This is a genomic window from Rhodoferax lithotrophicus (assembly GCF_019973615.1).
In the GTDB taxonomy this organism is placed as follows: domain Bacteria; phylum Pseudomonadota; class Gammaproteobacteria; order Burkholderiales; family Burkholderiaceae_C; genus Rhodoferax; species Rhodoferax lithotrophicus.
The window spans coordinates 2,749,029-2,766,104 of sequence record NZ_AP024238.1; the positions used below are offsets into that span (position 1 = coordinate 2,749,029).

10 protein-coding genes and 2 pseudogenes are annotated in these 17,076 nt (G+C 56.9%); 10 read left to right on the plus strand and 2 right to left on the minus strand.

The window, feature by feature from the left end; translation table 11 throughout:
• The first annotated feature begins 165 nt into the window (after positions 1–165).
• The 6 genes and pseudogenes from LDN84_RS12680 to LDN84_RS12700 all read left to right on the plus strand — a co-directional run bounded on the left by LDN84_RS12680 (position 166) and on the right by LDN84_RS12700 (position 6,855).
• Positions 166–1,431, plus strand: coding sequence for a TolC family protein (locus LDN84_RS12680; RefSeq protein WP_223903820.1), 1,266 nt, complete (start codon positions 166–168; stop codon positions 1,429–1,431).
• An 18-nt stretch (positions 1,432–1,449) separates the two neighbouring features.
• Positions 1,450–2,556, plus strand: coding sequence for an HlyD family secretion protein (locus tag LDN84_RS12685; RefSeq protein ID WP_223903821.1), 1,107 nt, complete (start codon positions 1,450–1,452; stop codon positions 2,554–2,556).
• A 2-nt stretch (positions 2,557–2,558) separates the two neighbouring features.
• Positions 2,559–3,056 (plus strand): annotated as a pseudogene (locus LDN84_RS23190) (ATP-binding cassette domain-containing protein); the annotation flags it as partial.
• Between the two features lie 504 nt (positions 3,057–3,560).
• Positions 3,561–4,541: pseudogene (locus tag LDN84_RS23195) on the plus strand (ATP-binding cassette domain-containing protein); the annotation flags it as partial.
• Entirely contained in the window at positions 4,538–5,692 is a 1,155-nt protein-coding gene (locus LDN84_RS12695; RefSeq protein ID WP_223903823.1) for an ABC transporter permease, read from the plus strand. The pseudogene LDN84_RS23195 and the gene LDN84_RS12695, both read left to right, overlap by 4 nt.
• On the plus strand, positions 5,689–6,855 hold the full coding sequence (locus LDN84_RS12700) for an ABC transporter permease (RefSeq protein ID WP_223903824.1): 1,167 nt from the start codon (positions 5,689–5,691) through the stop codon (positions 6,853–6,855). The genes LDN84_RS12695 and LDN84_RS12700 overlap by 4 nt, the downstream gene beginning before the upstream one ends.
• Before the next feature lie 21 nt (positions 6,856–6,876).
• Here the strand turns inward: LDN84_RS12700 and LDN84_RS12705 are convergent, their stop codons facing one another.
• Complete coding sequence (locus tag LDN84_RS12705) at positions 6,877–7,257, minus strand: outer membrane protein assembly factor BamE (RefSeq protein WP_223903825.1); 381 nt, start codon at positions 7,255–7,257, stop codon at positions 6,877–6,879.
• 51 nt (positions 7,258–7,308) lie between these two features.
• On the opposite strand from LDN84_RS12705, the gene LDN84_RS12710 reads away from it, so the two are divergent.
• Complete coding sequence (locus LDN84_RS12710) at positions 7,309–8,175, plus strand: GNAT family N-acetyltransferase (protein ID WP_223903826.1); 867 nt, start codon at positions 7,309–7,311, stop codon at positions 8,173–8,175.
• Between the two features lie 585 nt (positions 8,176–8,760).
• Positions 8,761–9,207 (plus strand): high-potential iron-sulfur protein, encoded by a 447-nt coding sequence (locus tag LDN84_RS23050; protein WP_317134796.1) that lies wholly within the window; start codon positions 8,761–8,763, stop codon positions 9,205–9,207.
• A gap of 501 nt (positions 9,208–9,708) precedes the next feature.
• Here the strand turns inward: LDN84_RS23050 and LDN84_RS12720 are convergent.
• Positions 9,709–11,775 carry a transglutaminase family protein gene (locus LDN84_RS12720; RefSeq protein WP_223903827.1) on the minus strand — a complete coding sequence of 689 codons (2,067 nt, stop codon included), beginning with the start codon at positions 11,773–11,775 and terminating at the stop codon, positions 9,709–9,711.
• A 408-nt stretch (positions 11,776–12,183) separates the two neighbouring features.
• Here LDN84_RS12720 and LDN84_RS12725 point away from each other — a divergent pair, with 408 nt between their 5' ends.
• Both LDN84_RS12725 and LDN84_RS12730 read left to right on the plus strand, forming a co-directional pair.
• Positions 12,184–14,490: a GGDEF domain-containing protein gene (locus tag LDN84_RS12725; RefSeq protein ID WP_223903828.1), complete on the plus strand. Its 2,307-nt coding sequence runs from the start codon at positions 12,184–12,186 to the stop codon at positions 14,488–14,490.
• A gap of 1 nt (position 14,491) precedes the next feature.
• A complete protein-coding gene (locus tag LDN84_RS12730) occupies positions 14,492–17,011 on the plus strand; it encodes a chemotaxis protein CheW (protein WP_223903829.1) in 2,520 nt (839 codons plus the stop codon).
• Positions 17,012–17,076 lie beyond the last annotated feature (65 nt).

Sequence of the window (17,076 nt, forward strand, 5' to 3'; positions counted from 1 at the left end):
TCGCGTCAAAACTGAGCACCATCATCAGGGTTTACCCTTATTCTTGGGATCAACTATTACTCTTGATGCAAAAAGGTCTTCATAGCCTGATACATCCCGATTGCCATGGTGTCGCTAAATGTTCCTTATCTGAATCATCGGAGTCGTGCCACATGGATTCCGCGCATGTTCATGTTGCTCAGCCTCACGGCTTTTACCGTAGGTGGAAACGCGGAAACCCTTGAACAGGCGTTTGACACCGCCCTGCAACAAGATGCCCGACTATCAGCCAGCCACCACCAGGTGGCAGCAGCCGAATTCGGGCTGGCTGCGGCCCAAGGGCAGGCAAAACCCCAAATGTCGGTAGAGGCGCTGTACAACCGGTTTTCTGATGAACCATCTTTTAGGGTGCACATATCCCCCTTGCCAGCCACAGTACTACCGTTTGCCCAGGCGGAAAGTACGCTGTTGCATGCGGGTGTAACCCTGCCCTTGTATACCGGTGGCAGGCTTACCAACGCTGCCAAAGCCGCAGATGCACAACTGTCTGCCGCACACACCGATGTGGAGCGCACCCGTCAGGACATCAAGCTCAGTGTGGCCGAAGCTTATGTCGGCGTGTTGCGCGCACAGCGCTTGCTGGAGTTGGCTGACAGCGGCGTGGTCACGCTGACGGCTCACCTGCGTGATGTGAATGCGTTTCTTGAACATGGTCTGGTGGCACGCAGTGATGCCCTTGCCGCCCGCACCGCAGAGGCTTCAGCCAGGCAAGACCAGATGCGTGCGGCTACCGCCCTGGAGATTGCTCAGGCCCATTACAACCGCTTGCTTGGACGGCCAATGACAACACCTGTGGTGATTGACGATTTGGCGCAGCCCGCCGTCCACACCGCCAGCGCCCCCCAGGCACCGGGCACTCCAGCACCGCGTGCGGAGCTGGTCGGACTGGCGCACCAAGCTGATGCGTTGATGTTTCAGTCGGCAGCAACACGCGCAGCGGGCTTGCCACAAGTGGTTCTGAATGCGGGTTACAACCAGTTGCAGAACCGCTACCTGGACAAAGAACAGTTGTGGAACTTGGGTGTCGGGGTGCGCTGGGAGTTGTTTGATGGCAATGTCCACCGCCGCCAGGCAGATGCCCTGGCCGCGCGTGCGGCTGCAGTTTCTGCGTTGCGCAGTGACCTTGAGAGCCAGATCGCGTTTCAGGTGCTGGCGGCTGACTTGATGCGCCAGGAAAGTGCCAGCCGGATCCCGGTGGCAGCTACCGCCGTAGAGCAAGCGCAAGAAAACCTGCGTGTCTCACGTGACCGCTACCAATCTGGTGTGGGTAGCCACACCGAGGTTCTGGATGCCGAAACGCTGCGAATCAAAAGTGGCAGCAATTACTTCAACGCCCTTTACGACAACGTGCTCGCTGTACAACGCCTCAAACGCGCCAACGGCGAACTGTGAACCCTGAAAGTGTTAGCCATGAAGATCACAAAACCCACCCTCTTGATTGCTGTGGCACTTGTACTTGCTGCCGTCGGCTATCTGGCCTACAACCACAACCAGGCACAACGTGCTTTACCCGAAGGTTTATTGCAGGCCAATGGCCGTATTGAAGGTGACCAGATCACGATCGCCAGCAAAATTTCTGGACGTATTGCCCAGATCAAGGTCAGCGAAGGCAGCAGTGTGCAGGCTGGTCAGGTGCTTGCCGTGCTGGATGATGCGCAAGTACAGGCCAAAGTCAACCAGGCCAAAGCGGCAGTGGCGGCTGTGGCTGCGCAACGTCAAGCGGTCGAAACCGCACTGGGAGCCCTGCGCAAACAGGTTCCACTGGAACAGGCCAGTGCAAACACCGGTATTGGCCAGGCTGATGCCATGCTGGAAAAGGCCCGCGCCGCAGACGCACAGGCCAGACGTGATGCCGCACGCTTGGATGACCTGGCCCGGCGCGGGTCAGTGCCCGCCCAACGTGCAGAACTGGCCCGTGTAGCGGCCATTGCTGCGGCCGCAGATGTCGCGGCAGCTGGCCAAGGATTGGCACGTTCGCAAGCATTGGCGGCCCAAGCTGGCTTGGGCCAGGATCGTGTTCGTGCGAAAGAAAGCGAATTGGCAGCCGTCACAGCCCAGCTGGCTCAGGCGCAAGCCACCTTGGCTGAAGTTGAAAGTGTGCTGGCTGACCTGAGTCTGAAAGCACCCAGTGCTGGCGTGGTGATGATGCGTGTACGCGAACCTGGTGAAATCGTCGCCGCAGGCAGCCCGGTGCTTGAACTGGTCGATCTGGACCGGCTTTATGTCAAGGTCTATGTACCTGAACTGCAAATTGGCAAGTTGCGGGTGGGCTTGCCGGCACGTATTCACACCGATGCATTCCCGGACAAGAGCTTCGCAGCAACGGTTCGCATGATCAGTTCACGTGCCGAGTTCACACCCAAAGAAGTTCAAACGCAAGACGAACGCGTCAAACTCACTTACGCGGTCAAACTGTACCTTGACAGCAACCCTGCCCATCAGCTCACACCAGGGGTTCCTGCCGATGCTGTGGTGCGCTGGAAAGACGATGTTGAGTGGCGCAGTCCCCGGTGGTAACCATGGATACATCAACGGTTCTGCATGCACGTGGCTTTGTCAAGCGTTATGGTGGCCATGTTGCGGTGGATGGTCTGGATCTTGACATTGGCCGAGGCGAAATATTTGGTCTGATCGGGCCTGACGGTGCTGGCAAGTCCAGTCTGATGAAGGCCGCAGCGGGTGTGCTGAGTTTTGAAGGCGGCGAACTGGAGGTGTTTGGTGTGCCGCTGACCAGCGAGCGGCAGGCCGAACGTATCAAAGGCCGCATCGGCCTGATGCCCCAAGGCCTTGGACAAAACCTGTATGGCGACCTGTCGATTGAGGAAAACATTGATTTTTTTGCCCGCCTGCGGCTGGTGCCAGAAGAGGTGCTGAAGCAGCGCAAGCAGGAACTGCTGGCGGTGACAAGGCTGGACAAATTTCGCAACCGTCCCATGAAACAACTCTCAGGCGGTATGAAGCAAAAGCTCGGCCTGGTTTGCACACTGATTCACGAACCCGAGTTCATTATTCTTGACGAACCCACGACGGGTGTTGATCCGGTATCACGGCGCGACTTCTGGAACATCCTGTCCAGCCTGCTACGCAAAAATGGCACCACCGCCTTGGTCTCCACCGCCTACATGGACGAAGCCAGCCGTTTTAACCGTGTCGCCTTGCTGTTTGCCGGACGTATGCTGGCCAGTGGCAGCCCTGAAGATATTCGCCGCCTTGCCACAGGCACCATGGTGTCGGTCACGGGCGGCGACCAGGTCAACAGCCTGCGCTTGCTGGGCACCCGGTTTTCCCAGGTAGAGGCCATGGGCCCGGCCATACGGGTTTTTGTGGACGACCTGAACGAGGCCGCGGCCATAGCCAGTGTTCGGGATGTTTTGCACCCTGCAAACAATGGCCTGAAGTTGGAGACCTTTGATCCAGAACTGGAAGACGTTTTTATTGCCATGCTGCGCCGCCGCCAGTTGGTCACCATGAGCCCGGCAGCACTGCCAAAGACGCGTCTTTCTGCCCCTCGCAGTGGCACAGCACTGGCCATTGAGGCCGATCAATTGGTGCGCCAGTTTGGCGAGTTCCGGGCGGTCGACCAAGTGAGTTTCAGAGTACCGCAAGGCGAGATTTTTGGTTTGTTGGGGGCCAATGGAGCAGGTAAAAGCACGGTAATCAAGATGCTGACCGGCATCCTCACGCCGAGTTCGGGCAAAGGGCAGGTAGCCGGTGCCGACATGCGTGTGGCAGGTTTCACCATCAAAGAGCGCATTGGCTACATGTCACAAGCCTTTTCACTCTACATGGACTTGACGGTGCTTGAAAACATCCATTTGTACGCTGGTATTTATGGACTGGACAAACGGCGCACCGCTGAGCGCACGGCCTGGGTGCTGGAGATGGCTGGCCTGGGCGAAAGCCAAGGTGCACGCGCCGCCAGCTTACCCATGGGGCTGCGTCAGCGTCTGGCGCTGGGTTGTGCCCTGGTACATCAACCGCAGGTGGTCTTTCTGGACGAACCCACCTCGGGTGTGGATCCCGTAGGTCGGCGTACCTTCTGGGACATTTTGTTTCGCCTGTCACGCGAACAAGGCATGACGGTGCTTGTCACCACCCACTACATGAGTGAGGCCGAACATTGCGACCACCTGGCGCTGATGGATGCCGGGCGTGTGGTTGCGGACGATTCACCGGCAGGCATGAAGACGGCTGTGGAGCGTGAAGCGGGACGACTTTTTGAGATCAGCACCGAAACACCACAACACACCGCCGAGCAACTGCAGGCACTGGGTTTTGAACATGTCACCTTGTTTGGGCGCAAAGTGCATTGCCTGCCGCCCGCTGGTCTGAGTGATCCTGTGGCAACGGCGACCTGGCTCGCCGCACAAGGTGTATTGGTGAGCCGGGTACAGCCCCGCGCACTCACGATGGAAGATGTATTTGTTTACCGGGTGACAGACATTGAAGCCCGCGAGCGTGCAGCCAACCGTGACACAGCACACCAGGAGGTAAAACCATGAACTTCAGTCGCATTGCGGCAGTGGCCAGCAAGGAGTGGCGCGAAATTGTGCGCGACCGGCTGTTTTTTACCTTGGCTTTTGTTGTTCCCGCCGCCTTGACCGTGTTGTTTGGCTATGGCCTCTCGCTGGATGTTGAAAACATTCCGATGGCTGTGGTGGATCACGACCGTACAGCCCTTTCACGCGAATATGCCAACCGCTTCATTGGGTCGCGCTATTTCCATTTTCAGGGTTACGCAGATGACGAGCGTCAGCTCACCAATGCACTCAGTGACAGCAAGTTGCGTGCAGTCATCGTGATTCCCCCGCATTTTCAGCAAAACCTGCTCGCAGGGCATCCGGCTGAGGTTCAGACCCTGATGGATGGCACTTTTCCGTTCCGGGCGCTGACCACCAAAGGTTATGTAGAAGCCATCAATGCGTCAATGAACGTGGATGTGGTGTCGGACTTTTTGGCCCGCTCTGCGGGAATTCCTTTAACCCACGCACGCGCCATGCTTCAACCGGTGCAACTGCAGGTGCGCTATCTGTACAACCAGAGTGTCAAAAGTATCTGGTCGTTGGCACCGAAGCTGATCATGGCGATCATGATGATTTCGCCACCTTTCCTGACAGCGCTTGGGGTGGTGCGCGAAAAAGAAAGTGGCTCCATCTACAACATCTATGCCTCCACCGTGCTGCGTAGCGAATTTTTGATCGGCAAGCTCGCTCCCTATGTGGCCATCTCAACCCTGAATGTTGGCTTGTTATGGGCGATAGCCACACTGCTGTTTGGTGCGCCTTTCAAGGGTGATTTTTTGTTCTTTGCGCTGGCCTCCATGCTTTATGTGACCTGTACCACTGGCATTGGGCTGCTGGTGTCGGTGGCAGTGCGTACTCAAGTGGCCGCCATGATGGGCACTGCAATTTTGACCGTGGTGCCCGCGGTGCTGTATTCCGGGGTACTGATACCCATCTCATCACTGTCTGAGGTAGCCAGTTTGATTGCTCATTTACTTCCCGGTATGTATTACACCGACATCGTGATGGGGAGCTTTCTCAAAGGGGTTGGTTGGCGTGGTCTGTGGGGCAACATGGTGGTACTGGCCTTGTATGCCGCAACCTTGTTCACACTGGGCTATCTGCTATTTCATAAACGGGTGAAATCATGAAGGGCTGGATCTCGGGGCAAGACTTGAGTGTCTGGTGGATGCGGCTGCGGGCCATGAGCCTGAAGGAGTTACTGCAACTATGGCGCGATCCTGTGTTGCTGTTCCTGATTGTTTACGCCTTCAGCATGGATATTTACAACGCTGGCTCAGGTGTCACGCTGCAACTCAACAATGCAGCGATGGTCTTCCAGGATCATGACCGCAGTGCCGCATCACGTGAGCTGCTGGGGCGGTTCCTGCCACCACGATTCAACAATCGGGGAGAGGTCGGCAGCGAGCGCCAAAGTTTGCGCCTGCTTGATGACTCGGCAGCCCTGTTTACGCTGGACATCCCACCTCAATTTGGTCAGACCTTGGCACGCGGAGGCAGCACACAGTTGCAGATGCAAATTGATGCCAGCAACTCGGTGCTAGGGTTTCTTGCCTACAGCGACGCCACACAAATCGTCGCCCGTTATGGTCTGGAAGCCGGACTTTTGCGCGCCGGGCTGGGGGGGCAAAGTATGTCTGCCGTCCCCATGATCAACAACCAGCAACGCGTCTGGTTCAATCCCAATGAGAACGATGCCTGGTTCATGTCCATTTCGGAGTTGCTCAACGTCATCACCGTGTTTGCCATTCTGTTGCCTGCGGCGGCCATGGTGCGCGAGAAGGAACGTGGCACCATTGAACAACTCATCGTTTCACCACTGACCCCGTTTCAGGTGATGTTTCCCAAAGTGCTGGCGATGACGTTGGTGATTCTGGCGGGAACCACATTAACGCTGCTGGGTGTGCTTGGACCCGTATTTGGTGTGCCCTTTCGGGGCAGCGTGGTGCTGTTCTATCTGGTCACCACGCTGTATATCTTTGCGCTTTCGGGTATCGGGCTGTTTATTGCCACCCTGACCCGTAATCTGGCACAAGCCAGCATGCTGGCCATTCTGGTGCTGGCACCCATGATGTTTCTGTCAGGCGTGTGGACTCCGCCCGAAGCCATGCCGGCGCTGGCCCGCTGGGGCATGTACATCTCTCCCTTGTATTACTACATCGACGCGGCCTACGGCATCATTCTCAAAGGTGCGGGCCTGAACCTGTTATGGGATTCTGTGCTCGGCATCCTGGTACTGGGAACGCTGGCGGGGGCACTGGGTCTGAAGCGCTTCAAACGGCAATTTGATTAACGGCCTCTCGGATATTCCCTCTCAGCGGATATTCACCGCTTCATGCAGCACCAGCTTGTCGGCGACAAAGCGCACCGTCACATTACTTTTATCGTCACCCCAGCGGCAGCTTTTGAAGCCCAGCACGTCATCACAAGAGTCAGGCTTGCCCAGAATGGCATTCACCTCCGTCTGTGGCATGCCCGTTTGCAACTTGGCATAGTTTTCTGCCGTGATTTTGCTGCAGCCCGCCAAGGCGATCCACAGTGCCACGAGGGCGATTTGTTTCTTCAATTGCATTTCTCCAAAAAAGCCACTGCGCCTTCCACCCCACAGGTCAGGCGTGACGTGGTAGCGGCCAATAATAACGACCGTGTGCGTTTTGGCGTTCTGACGAAAAGCACCACCCCTGGTGCTGGGCAACACCAGTGTCTTGCTTTACCATGAAAGTTCCATTCTGACCGGGGCATATCCATGACACATGCAGACTTCACCATTCGGCCCATGAGCCGCATTGAATTTAATCTGGCACTGGACTGGGCCGCAGCAGAGGGCTGGAACCCGGGTCTGATGGATGCCGAGCCGTTTTTCTCGGTCGACCCCGAAGGTCTGCTGATTGGCCTGCTGGGCCACGAGCCGGTGGCGGTGATTTCTGCCGTGCGGTATGACGCGGCCTTCGGCTTTCTGGGCTTTTACATCGTCAAACCCGCCTACCGCGGAAAAGGCTACGGCTGGCGCATCTGGCAAGCAGCCATGGCGCATCTGGGCACGCGTAATGTCGGGCTGGATGGTGTTACGGCGCAGCAGGACAACTACCGGCGCAGCGGCTTCCAGCTGGCGTACCGCAATGTCCGCTACCAAGGCACCGCTGCAACAACGCCACTACAAGCCACCTTGCCCAGCAACGCTCGCATCATCCCCTTGAACACGCTGGCACTGGCGGAACTGTCGGCCTTTGACCGCCACTTTTTCCCGGCAGCCCGGCCCGATTTTTTGCGCCGCTGGATCAGCCAGCCACAAAGTCTGGCGCTTGGGGTTGTGAGTGACCAGGGACTGCAAGGCTACGGTGTGCGGCGCAGCTGCCGCACGGGGTACAAGATGGGCCCCCTGTTTGCCAACCGCCCGGAACTGGCAACAGCGTTGCTGGACGCGCTGTGTATCGATGTGGCAAGTGATGCGCCCATTTTTTTGGATGTGCCAGAGTCGAATCCCGCTGCGGTGGTGCTTGCCGAAGCCAGAGGTATGCACCGGGTGTTTGAAACCGCCCGCATGTACACCCAAGCCGCGCCAGATCTGGCGCTGTCACACATCTACGGCATCACCAGTTTTGAGTTGGGTTAAGCGCCAACAAGCAACATTGCCCTCTTCAACACCGGCCCGGTGAACGGACTCAGAGCCAATTTATCGCAATCAATGCAGTCTGTTACAAAGCTCACAAATTTTGTGGACAAGTCTGGGGAGGACAGCAGGCAAAAGTCGGCAAACCCAGCATTCATGCGGGTCTCAACGGACTGCCTATTTCGCAGGCAGGTGGACAACAAGTGATTGGCATGTTTTTAAATTGCTACGCTATAAATAGCTGCCAAGGCTTATAAAACAAGCATTACAAGGAAATTTAATTAAAATTTAATACATCTGAACAAGTCCAGCTCCAGTTTGTGCTAGGCAATTTTGACTCCTGCTTGCCTGAAGCGTGGCCACATCAAAGCTGAGCAGACTCTGGGCAACATCCACAATTTCTGTGGATAAGTTTGTGGATTTGTACCTGAACAAGCCGCCAAAGCACCTGTTTATGCGGGTTTCCAAACGGTGCCTGCCAAACAGGCATAGACTCTTGTGCGCGAGCGCACAGACCCGTGGCGAATGTGCGATCAGCATCATTGCTCAAACCGCCCCCCCCGACTCCATCCGCCCAAAGGAATTGCCATGACACCCTCCACCACCCGCCGACGTTTTATCGAAATCACACCTTTTGCTGGTATGGCATTGCTGGCAGCCTGCTCACCCAAAACCGAGCCAACGCCGCCAGCGCCCCCTGCTGCACCGCCCGCACCTGCCGATGTGGCACCACCACCTCCAGCAGCGGCACCAGCGGCCGAACCAGCTCCGGCCTCTGCTCCAACCACAAGCACCACGCCAGCCGTTGCCCCTATGGTGGGCGAGAAGGATGCCCAGGCCATAGCCCTCGGTTACGTGGAAGATGCCAGCCGGGTCGACAAGGCCAAGTTCAAAAACTACATAGCCGCCAGCACCTGCAGCAGTTGTGCGCTCTATCAAGGCAAAGCCGGTGAGGCAAGCGGTGCTTGTCCGATCTTCGCAGGCAAACAGGTGGTGGCCAAGGGCTGGTGCTCGTCCTGGGTCAAAAAAGCCTGAGCCAGAAGCACACCACCCTGCTGATGGCAAACCCACAAATTTTGTGGACAAGTCTGGGGAGCAGCCTTAGGAAAAGTCGCCAAACCCAGTATTCATGCGGGTTGCGACGGACTGCCTGTTTTGCAGGCAAGTGCTCATCCTCAGATAAGTTTCTTTTTATATAACTATGTTTTTTATAGCTACTTGCGCATATAAAACGGGCACTACAAGGATAATTGGTATAAATTTTTCATCAATCCAATTTTTCTTCAGCGCTTTGTGCTAGTTGTTTTAGCTGCCCGTGGTCTTGCCAAGCAAGCCTATCCGCAGACATCTTCATTGACTGAGCATTCACATTTTCTGTGGATAAGTTTGTGGACTTCTACCAGAACAAGCCGCCAAAGCCTCTGTTCATGCGGGTTTTGAGACACTGCCCACCAAACAGGCAGATTACACCCGCCTACGTGGCAAACATGCTTCTCTAGCTGATTTCTCCGTGGGTCAGTGGCCTGACCTCACCCACTACGGGTGGTACCGCATGTCCAGGCAGTAATCCGTCAGGCCAAGATTGGATTGGGCTTTCTCAGCGCCCGATTCAGGGGGATGCAAAGAATGCGGACGATTTTCTTGGATGACCGTGATGCGGTTCGAGCGACGCTCACGCGCGTCTTCCATATCCTTGGGCAGGCATGGATAAGCCAGACCGTCGGGCTGCCACTCATGAAGCTTGATGACATATTGGGTTTCAAACTGCCTATGGCGCAGCGTCAAAGTTAATGGTGCCTGAACCCCAAGAATGGGATGTAAACCGGCCATGGGGACAAAACTGCTGTAGCGAACACCAAATACCTTGAGCGCACCACCAGCATCACTTTCAAGGCGCATGGGCAAACGGGTTTCGCCCACGTAGAAACCCCAGTCAAGCCAGTTCCCAAGCGTTGCCGTGTCACCCGGCTCTGTTGATGGCGGTCGCCATCTCACTTCAATTCGTGCTGTGCTGGCATCCACCATTCTGGAACTCCCCGTCTGCGCAGGACTGGCCGCATCACCCACCAGTGGCCAAAACTCAAGACCACGCCACAGCTCAAGTGTGCCAAAAGGCAAGTCCACCTTGCCGAAAAACCGGTACTCGTTTTGCCGCAAAACACGGCATATTTCCTTTTCCAACCCGAGTCCGGCACCCTCCAGTTGGGCCAGCACGGCATCCAAATCCATACTCAAATAGAAAGGCAGGGCAAAACGATCATGAAGCTCACGACCCCAGTCAATCAGCGGCAAGGTGTAGGGGCGGGAAGCCAGCATGGCTATCAATGTCCGAAACAAACAGGCAATGGCCGTGGCTCGCTGCGGTGTGTGCTGCATCCTTAGCGAGCGAAATTCCACCAAGCCAAGGCACCCCCTGCCGGGAAGGAAAGGATTCCACAATTTTTCAATATTGATTTCAGCTCGATGGCTGTTGCCCACCGCATCACACAAAAACGAGGCAAGGCTTTTCCAAAGCAACTCAGGTGAAACCTCTTGTTGGCGCTCAAGAAGCACCAATGCCAGCAGCAAATCATCAACGGCATCCGTGCCACGCTCATCGGGGCGAACCGACTGACCACTGCCGCCCACATAGTCGTGAGCAAACAGATAACTCAATGCGGGGTGCCGGTTCAAAAACCGTACCAATCTTGGTAACAACTGGGGGTATTTCACAAACGGGCTGTCTGCAGGCGTAACACCACCGAAGGTGATCTGGCCCGCACCACCAGAGTCCGCCACCTGTCCATTGAAATAGAGGCGATAAGGCGAGAGTTTTAAAGCTGCCGCAGCGGCATATACCTGCCGGCTTCGCCCAAGAAACTCGGTGCAATTTTTGCTGGGTGCGGTGTTGATTTCAATCACTGCCGGGTCAGGCGTGATGGTTGTGAGCTCCAAAGTTTCATCCACAGGTGGGGCTGCACCAGTGAACACCAGCGCAGGCAAGCCTATGGAAAGTGCCACCTGTTCGATACAGGCCAAGATAGACATAAAAAGCGCAACATGACCAATCGCGGGGAGTTCAAGCGCAACGCAGCGGCTCCGGTCTGCCGCGGTGACCCCATCAAGCTCCACAACATGGAACAAAAAGGTCAGGGAATCCTCCTCGGTATCGCCCATTTGGACAGTGACCTGCCAAGCCGACTCGTGTTCACTCTCCATGGCTTGTGTACATTGGGCTGACCAATCCTGATGCTTGAATGTGTCAGACAAGGCACCAGTCAGTGAGCCTATGTCTGGCAGGTCACCGGAATTTGTCACTGTCATCATCAGCGGATCGGAAGGACCTCCCCATACGGGTCTGCCATCCCGATACCGCAGCAAACCCAGGTTCCACCTGGGCAACTTTTCTCCGGGGTACATCCGTCCGATGCTTCGCAAGAGCAAACCACCTTCCATCAGACCGCTTAAATTTCGCAGCAAAGCCTGTGCACGTTGTTCCTTGTCACCCCCCAGGGCCGCATGCAGCCAAAAAGGGGCCTGAGACTCACGGTCCGTAAAAGTGGGCTCTGACCCTACCCATATATCCAGGCCAAGTTCAGCAATACATTCGTCATGACGGTGCACGGCCAATTCGAAAGATTTTTCTGTCCCCATTTGCTTGCGACCCCAAAGTTACATCTTTCGCCAACACAGCAGCCCAACAAGCTTGTCCAAAATGACAAGCGCTGTTGTTTACGTGAGAAATATGCAAGCAAATATCACGCCGGGCACTTTGGCGTGAGCGGGATGGCCATCGTGTGGCCCTGAAAAAATCTACGCCAATCAACACCCACACGCTCCGTATTGACATCGCCCCGCATCGCAATGGTGCGAATTACCCCTTTTGGGGTAACCCAACCAGCGGATAAACCCTAGGTTGATGCCCTTATTGAAAAAAATAACGGAGCCAAGGGTTCACCAAAGCGATTTCCTCTGGCACCAAAGTTGCATGAATGGCACGGCATTCTTCGAAAAACAGAAAGTTGGACAGCCATGCGTAACCCCTCTTTGTTCTTTCATGTCGAGCCGCCGCCGATCAGCGACACCGATCAGACCGAGAGCCTGGCATCGGCACTGACACAAGCAAACCTGCCAGACAGCGCAGAATCCATGGGCTTATTCGGCCGATGGTGGTGCGAACCGCAAACCGGCCAATGGATTTTGTCGGCCGGGGCCGCCAGTTTGCTCGATGCCAACACCGGACTCCACGCCAGCGCCGCCAGTTGTTTTGAGCAAGTTGTCCCGGACGATGTCCTGCATCTGCTGGACACGGTAGGCGAAGCGGGGCGCAACATTGACTGTGAATTTCGCATCATCAACGAGTTTGCCGGTTTGCGCTGGTTGCGCCTGGCCGCTGAACCCAGCCGACAGCCCAGGCCAGCACTGCAGCGTGGGGTGGTGGTGGATGTCACCGCGTCACGGCTGGCCGCCATGCGCGAGCGCTTCTGTTTTGAATCTACACAACTGTTGATCAACACCCCGACACTGGCCGAAGCCGCCACCAAGGTGATTCAGTTGGTGTGTGAAAACCTGGGGTGGGAATGTGGTGCCTATTGGTCGCCCGAACCGCAGTCGCAGATGGGCGAGCACCGACTGGCCTGCCTGTTTGAATGGCACAAGCCAGAGTACCCGCTGGCATCCTTCCTTGAGCAAACCCTCACGCTTCGGATGGCACCAGGGCAAGGTCTGGTCGGGGGAGTCTGGAGCACGATGCGCCCCGCCTGGGTGGAAAACATGGCCACCGACCCTGGTTATTTGCGATGCCTGAGTGCCCAGACTTGTGGACTGCAGTCCGGTTACGCTTTTCCGGTGTCTTACGTCACCATGGAGGGTCGGCGTCACAGCCATGGTGTGCTGGAGTTCTACAGCCGCCTGTCACGCCAACGCGAAGCCCAGCTTCCTGGCTTGGCCGAGGTCATTGGTGCACTGATTGCACAGACGGTACAGCGGCTGGAGCAACAGGCGTTGATCGAGCGACTGGCCCAGATGGATGACCTGACCGGGTTGGCCAACCGCAAGCACTTTCACCATTTGCTCGATACCGAATGTCTGCACGCAACCGCCAACGGTGGTTCTTTTGCGGTTTTGAACATTGACCTGGATCGCTTCAAGCAGATCAACGATGCCTTCGGGCACGAAGCCGGCAATCAGGTGCTGCGCGAGTTTTCCGAACGCCTGCACAAACTCAAACCCAAACTGGCCACCGTGGGCCGACTCGGTGGTGACGAATTTGCCATGCTGGTGGCCCCGACGGGCAGCATGGTGCAACTGCATGCCCTGGGTGAGCAGGTGCTACAGGCGGCGCGGCTGCCGTTCCAGTTTGAAGGCGAAAAACTGACCGTGTCAGCCAGCGTTGGCATCAGCCTCTTTCCCCACAACGGTGCCACCGGTTCGGAATTGATGCGTAATGCCGATGCCGCCATGTACCGCAGCAAACACGCCGGGCGCAACGGGCTGAACTTTTTCTCCAGTGGCACACCACAGGCCATGACCGAGCTGCGCGCCTGCCTGGCCAAAAAGCTGACGATGGAGGCCGAACTGCAGCGCGCCCTGGTGAACAACGAACTGTTCCTGATGTACCAACCTATTTTTGATCGCGATGTAGCCCATGTGACAGCGGTCGAAGCGCTGATCCGCTGGCATCGACCCGATGGCGAGGTGGTTCACCCCGATCTGTTCATCCCGATTGCCGAGCAAAGCAGCCTGATCGTACAAATTGGCCGCTGGGTGGTGCGCCAAGCCTGCAGCGACCTCACGCAGCTGCACCACCACGGCTACCCCGGCCTGCAAGTCAACGTCAACATGGCTGCGCCGGAGTTCGACAATGCCAACCTGCCCACCGAGTTGCTGACACTGACCGAGGCCTACGGTATCGCGCCGCAATACCTGTGCCTGGAGTTGACGGAAGGCTTGGTGATGAAACAGCCCGACAAAGTGGTGCCGGTCATGAAAGCCTTGCGCCAGATGGGCTTCAAGATCAGTCTGGATGATTTCGGCATGGGTCATTCCTCGCTGTCGCGCATGAAAAACCTGCCAATCTCATCGCTGAAGATTGACCGATCCTTTGTCAGTGGCCTGCCGCACGACCGGGGTGACGGTGCCGTGGTGCGCACCATTCTTGACTTGGGCCACCACATGAACCTGCAGGTTATTGCCGAAGGCATCGAGACCGATGCCCAATTGCTGTACCTGCACCAATTCGGCTGTCACCTGCTGCAAGGCTTTTTGCTGGGAAAACCGCAGACCCTTTCCGAACTGATGAGTACACCGGCTCATGTCACCCGTCCACCGGAGGTTTAGGATGAACACAAAGCCCCCCCTCTCCATTGACACCTATCTGCCGTACATGCGCGACGTGGTGCGCTGCGAGCAGTCGCTGCACGAGCTGAACCTGGTGTGGCGCATGATCGAGTCGTCTGCCAAAATGAACTGCCCGGTCGAGGCCAAAGCCATTTTGCCCACCATGGCCGCCACGCGTGAGGGATTCAACCGGCTTGAGCAGGAACTGGTGGTCAGCCTGGTGAACGAAAAGGTGTCCACCGTGCTGGATGCCATTGGCACCAAGGCGCAATACGTGATCGACATCGTGGTGCGCAACCTGTACGAGCGCACCGCCGATGTCGGCTTTCTGGCCACCGACAACGAGCTGTGCAACTTTGTCGCCGGGCTGACCGACAACCAGGATGCCATACGCTTGCGACTGCGCGCCTACCGCAGCAAATACACCGTCTATGACGAAATCATCCTGCTGGACAGCGTTGGCAATGTACTGGTGCAGATTGACGACACCACGCCACTGGAAGGCAGCGTCGACCCTCTGCTGGCCCAAACCCTGGCCAGCGACACCTATGTGGAAACCTTTCGCGCCACCGATTTACGCCCGGCCAAAAAGCAGGCACTGATCTACTCGCGCCGCATGCTGCATCCTGAAACCGGCGCGGTGGCCGGGGTGCTGTGCCTGTGCTTCAACTTCGAGCAGGAAATGGCCGGCATCTTCCAGTCTCACCGCGACCCGGGCGGACGCTCCAACATGATGCTGCTGGATGGTCACAACCGGGTGATTGAAAGTGCTGATGCCCTGTGGATTCCACCTGGTGCCGTGGTACCGGTCAACCCTGGTGCCACCGCCAGGCTGATGATGTTTGCTGGCCGTGAATACCTGGTGCGCACCTTTCAGGCCCAAGGATATCAAGGCTACCCGGGACCACACGGCTGGCAGGGTCAGGTGATGATTCCGGTGGATGTGGCCTTTACCGACAACGGTATGGACACCCTGTCGCAGCTTGACCCCGGCATTGCCGCCGGGTTGCTGTCGCACGCGCAGTCGTTCTCGCCACCACTCTACGAAATCATGACAGCGGCCGAGACGATCCAGCGCGTGGTGTGGAACGGCCAGGTCATGACCACTGGCCAGCGAGGAGAGCAGGCCAAACTGAAAACTATTTTGGACCAGATCAGCGAAACCGGTGCCCGCAGCAACGAGCTGTTTTCCAAATCGATTGGTGATCTGTATGAAACCGTGCTGGCATCCAGCCTGCGCGATTCGGAATTTGTGTCCAATCTGCTGGTTGACCTGCTGGACCGCAACCTGTATGAGCGCTCGGACGACTGCCGCTGGTGGGCCTTGACACCCGAGTTACAGGCCGCGCTGGCCCAACCTACACACCAGCGGGAGCAGATTGCCCAGATCACGCAAATCCTGGAGTACATCAACCGCCTGTACACCGTTTACACGCGAATCTTTGTCTACGATGCCAACGGTGTCATCATCGCCAGCACCCATCTGGAACAGGACAGCAGCACCGTACTGGGCATGCAGATAGATGCCGACACCCTGGTCCAGGTTCGCAATTTGCGCAGCGAGCAGGATTACCACGTCACACCGTTTGCTCCCAGCATGCTGTACGGCGGAAAACACACCTACATCTACCACGCGGCCATCCGCCACCCAGAAGATGCCAGAACCATCGTTGGTGGCATCGGCATTGTGTTCGATGCCCAACCGGAGTTTGATGCCATGCTGCGCGGTGGCCTGGGCAGCAAAACCGGGGTCAACGCGATGTTTGTGGACCGGCTTGGCAACATCATCGCCAGCACCGACCCGACGCGCCCGGTCGGCTCCACCCTGCCGTTAGACCCGGCGTTGCTGAAGCTGCCCAATGGCCGCAGCACCTCGCGCATCGTCATCCACGATGGGCATTACGCCATCATGGGCTGCACGGTGTCCCGGGGCTACCGGGAATTCAAGGTGTCAGATGGCTACCGCGAGGATGTGCTGGCGGTGGTCTTTGATTCGTTTGGCGAGGTGCGTGAACGGGCCGGATCCAGCCACAAAAGCAAGACGGTGTTGCAATCCAACCTGTCCGCCATGGACGGACGCGAATTTGCCACCTTTTTTGTCGATGGCGTGTTGTTCGCCATGCCCGCCGAGCATGTGCTGGAGGCCTTGCCTGCATCAAAAATATCCTCTGTTTCCCGGGGTCAACGGCAGGCCCGCATCGGCCTGCTGGGCCTGCAACGCAACGAGCTGAACCTCGGCTCGGTGTGGGTTTTTGACCTGGGCTACTTGTTGAACGGGCGCACTTCCAATATTGACAAAAGCAGTCAGGTGATCATCGTTCGCAGCCAGGAGCACTTCATTGGCTTGCTGGTGGACGCATTACATGGGGTGCCGGAGTTTAATACCGAGCAAATCATGCCGACCCCGTTTGGCGAGCGCGCCGACGGCCGACTGGTCAAACAGTTCATCAAAGCCAATGGTGGCGACTTCCTGATCCAGACCGTCGATATCGACAGCCTCTTCAGTGTCGTGCTGCATTAGCACTCGCGTACCGCAGGGCCAATTCATTCTCAAAATTCAGCCTGAAGCGCCCTGCCGCTGAGCTG

Coding starts and splice junctions, on each gene's coding strand:
- LDN84_RS12695 (WP_223903823.1), top strand. CDS start 4,538: ATGAACTTCAGTCGCATTGCGGCAGTGGCCAGCAAGGAGTGGCGCGAA.
- LDN84_RS12725 (WP_223903828.1), top strand. CDS start 12,184: ATGCGTAACCCCTCTTTGTTCTTTCATGTCGAGCCGCCGCCGATCAGC.
- LDN84_RS12685 (WP_223903821.1), top strand. CDS start 1,450: ATGAAGATCACAAAACCCACCCTCTTGATTGCTGTGGCACTTGTACTT.
- LDN84_RS12680 (WP_223903820.1), top strand. CDS start 166: ATGTTCATGTTGCTCAGCCTCACGGCTTTTACCGTAGGTGGAAACGCG.
- LDN84_RS12700 (WP_223903824.1), top strand. CDS start 5,689: ATGAAGGGCTGGATCTCGGGGCAAGACTTGAGTGTCTGGTGGATGCGG.
- LDN84_RS23050 (WP_317134796.1), top strand. CDS start 8,761: ATGACACCCTCCACCACCCGCCGACGTTTTATCGAAATCACACCTTTT.
- LDN84_RS12730 (WP_223903829.1), top strand. CDS start 14,492: ATGAACACAAAGCCCCCCCTCTCCATTGACACCTATCTGCCGTACATG.
- LDN84_RS12710 (WP_223903826.1), top strand. CDS start 7,309: ATGACACATGCAGACTTCACCATTCGGCCCATGAGCCGCATTGAATTT.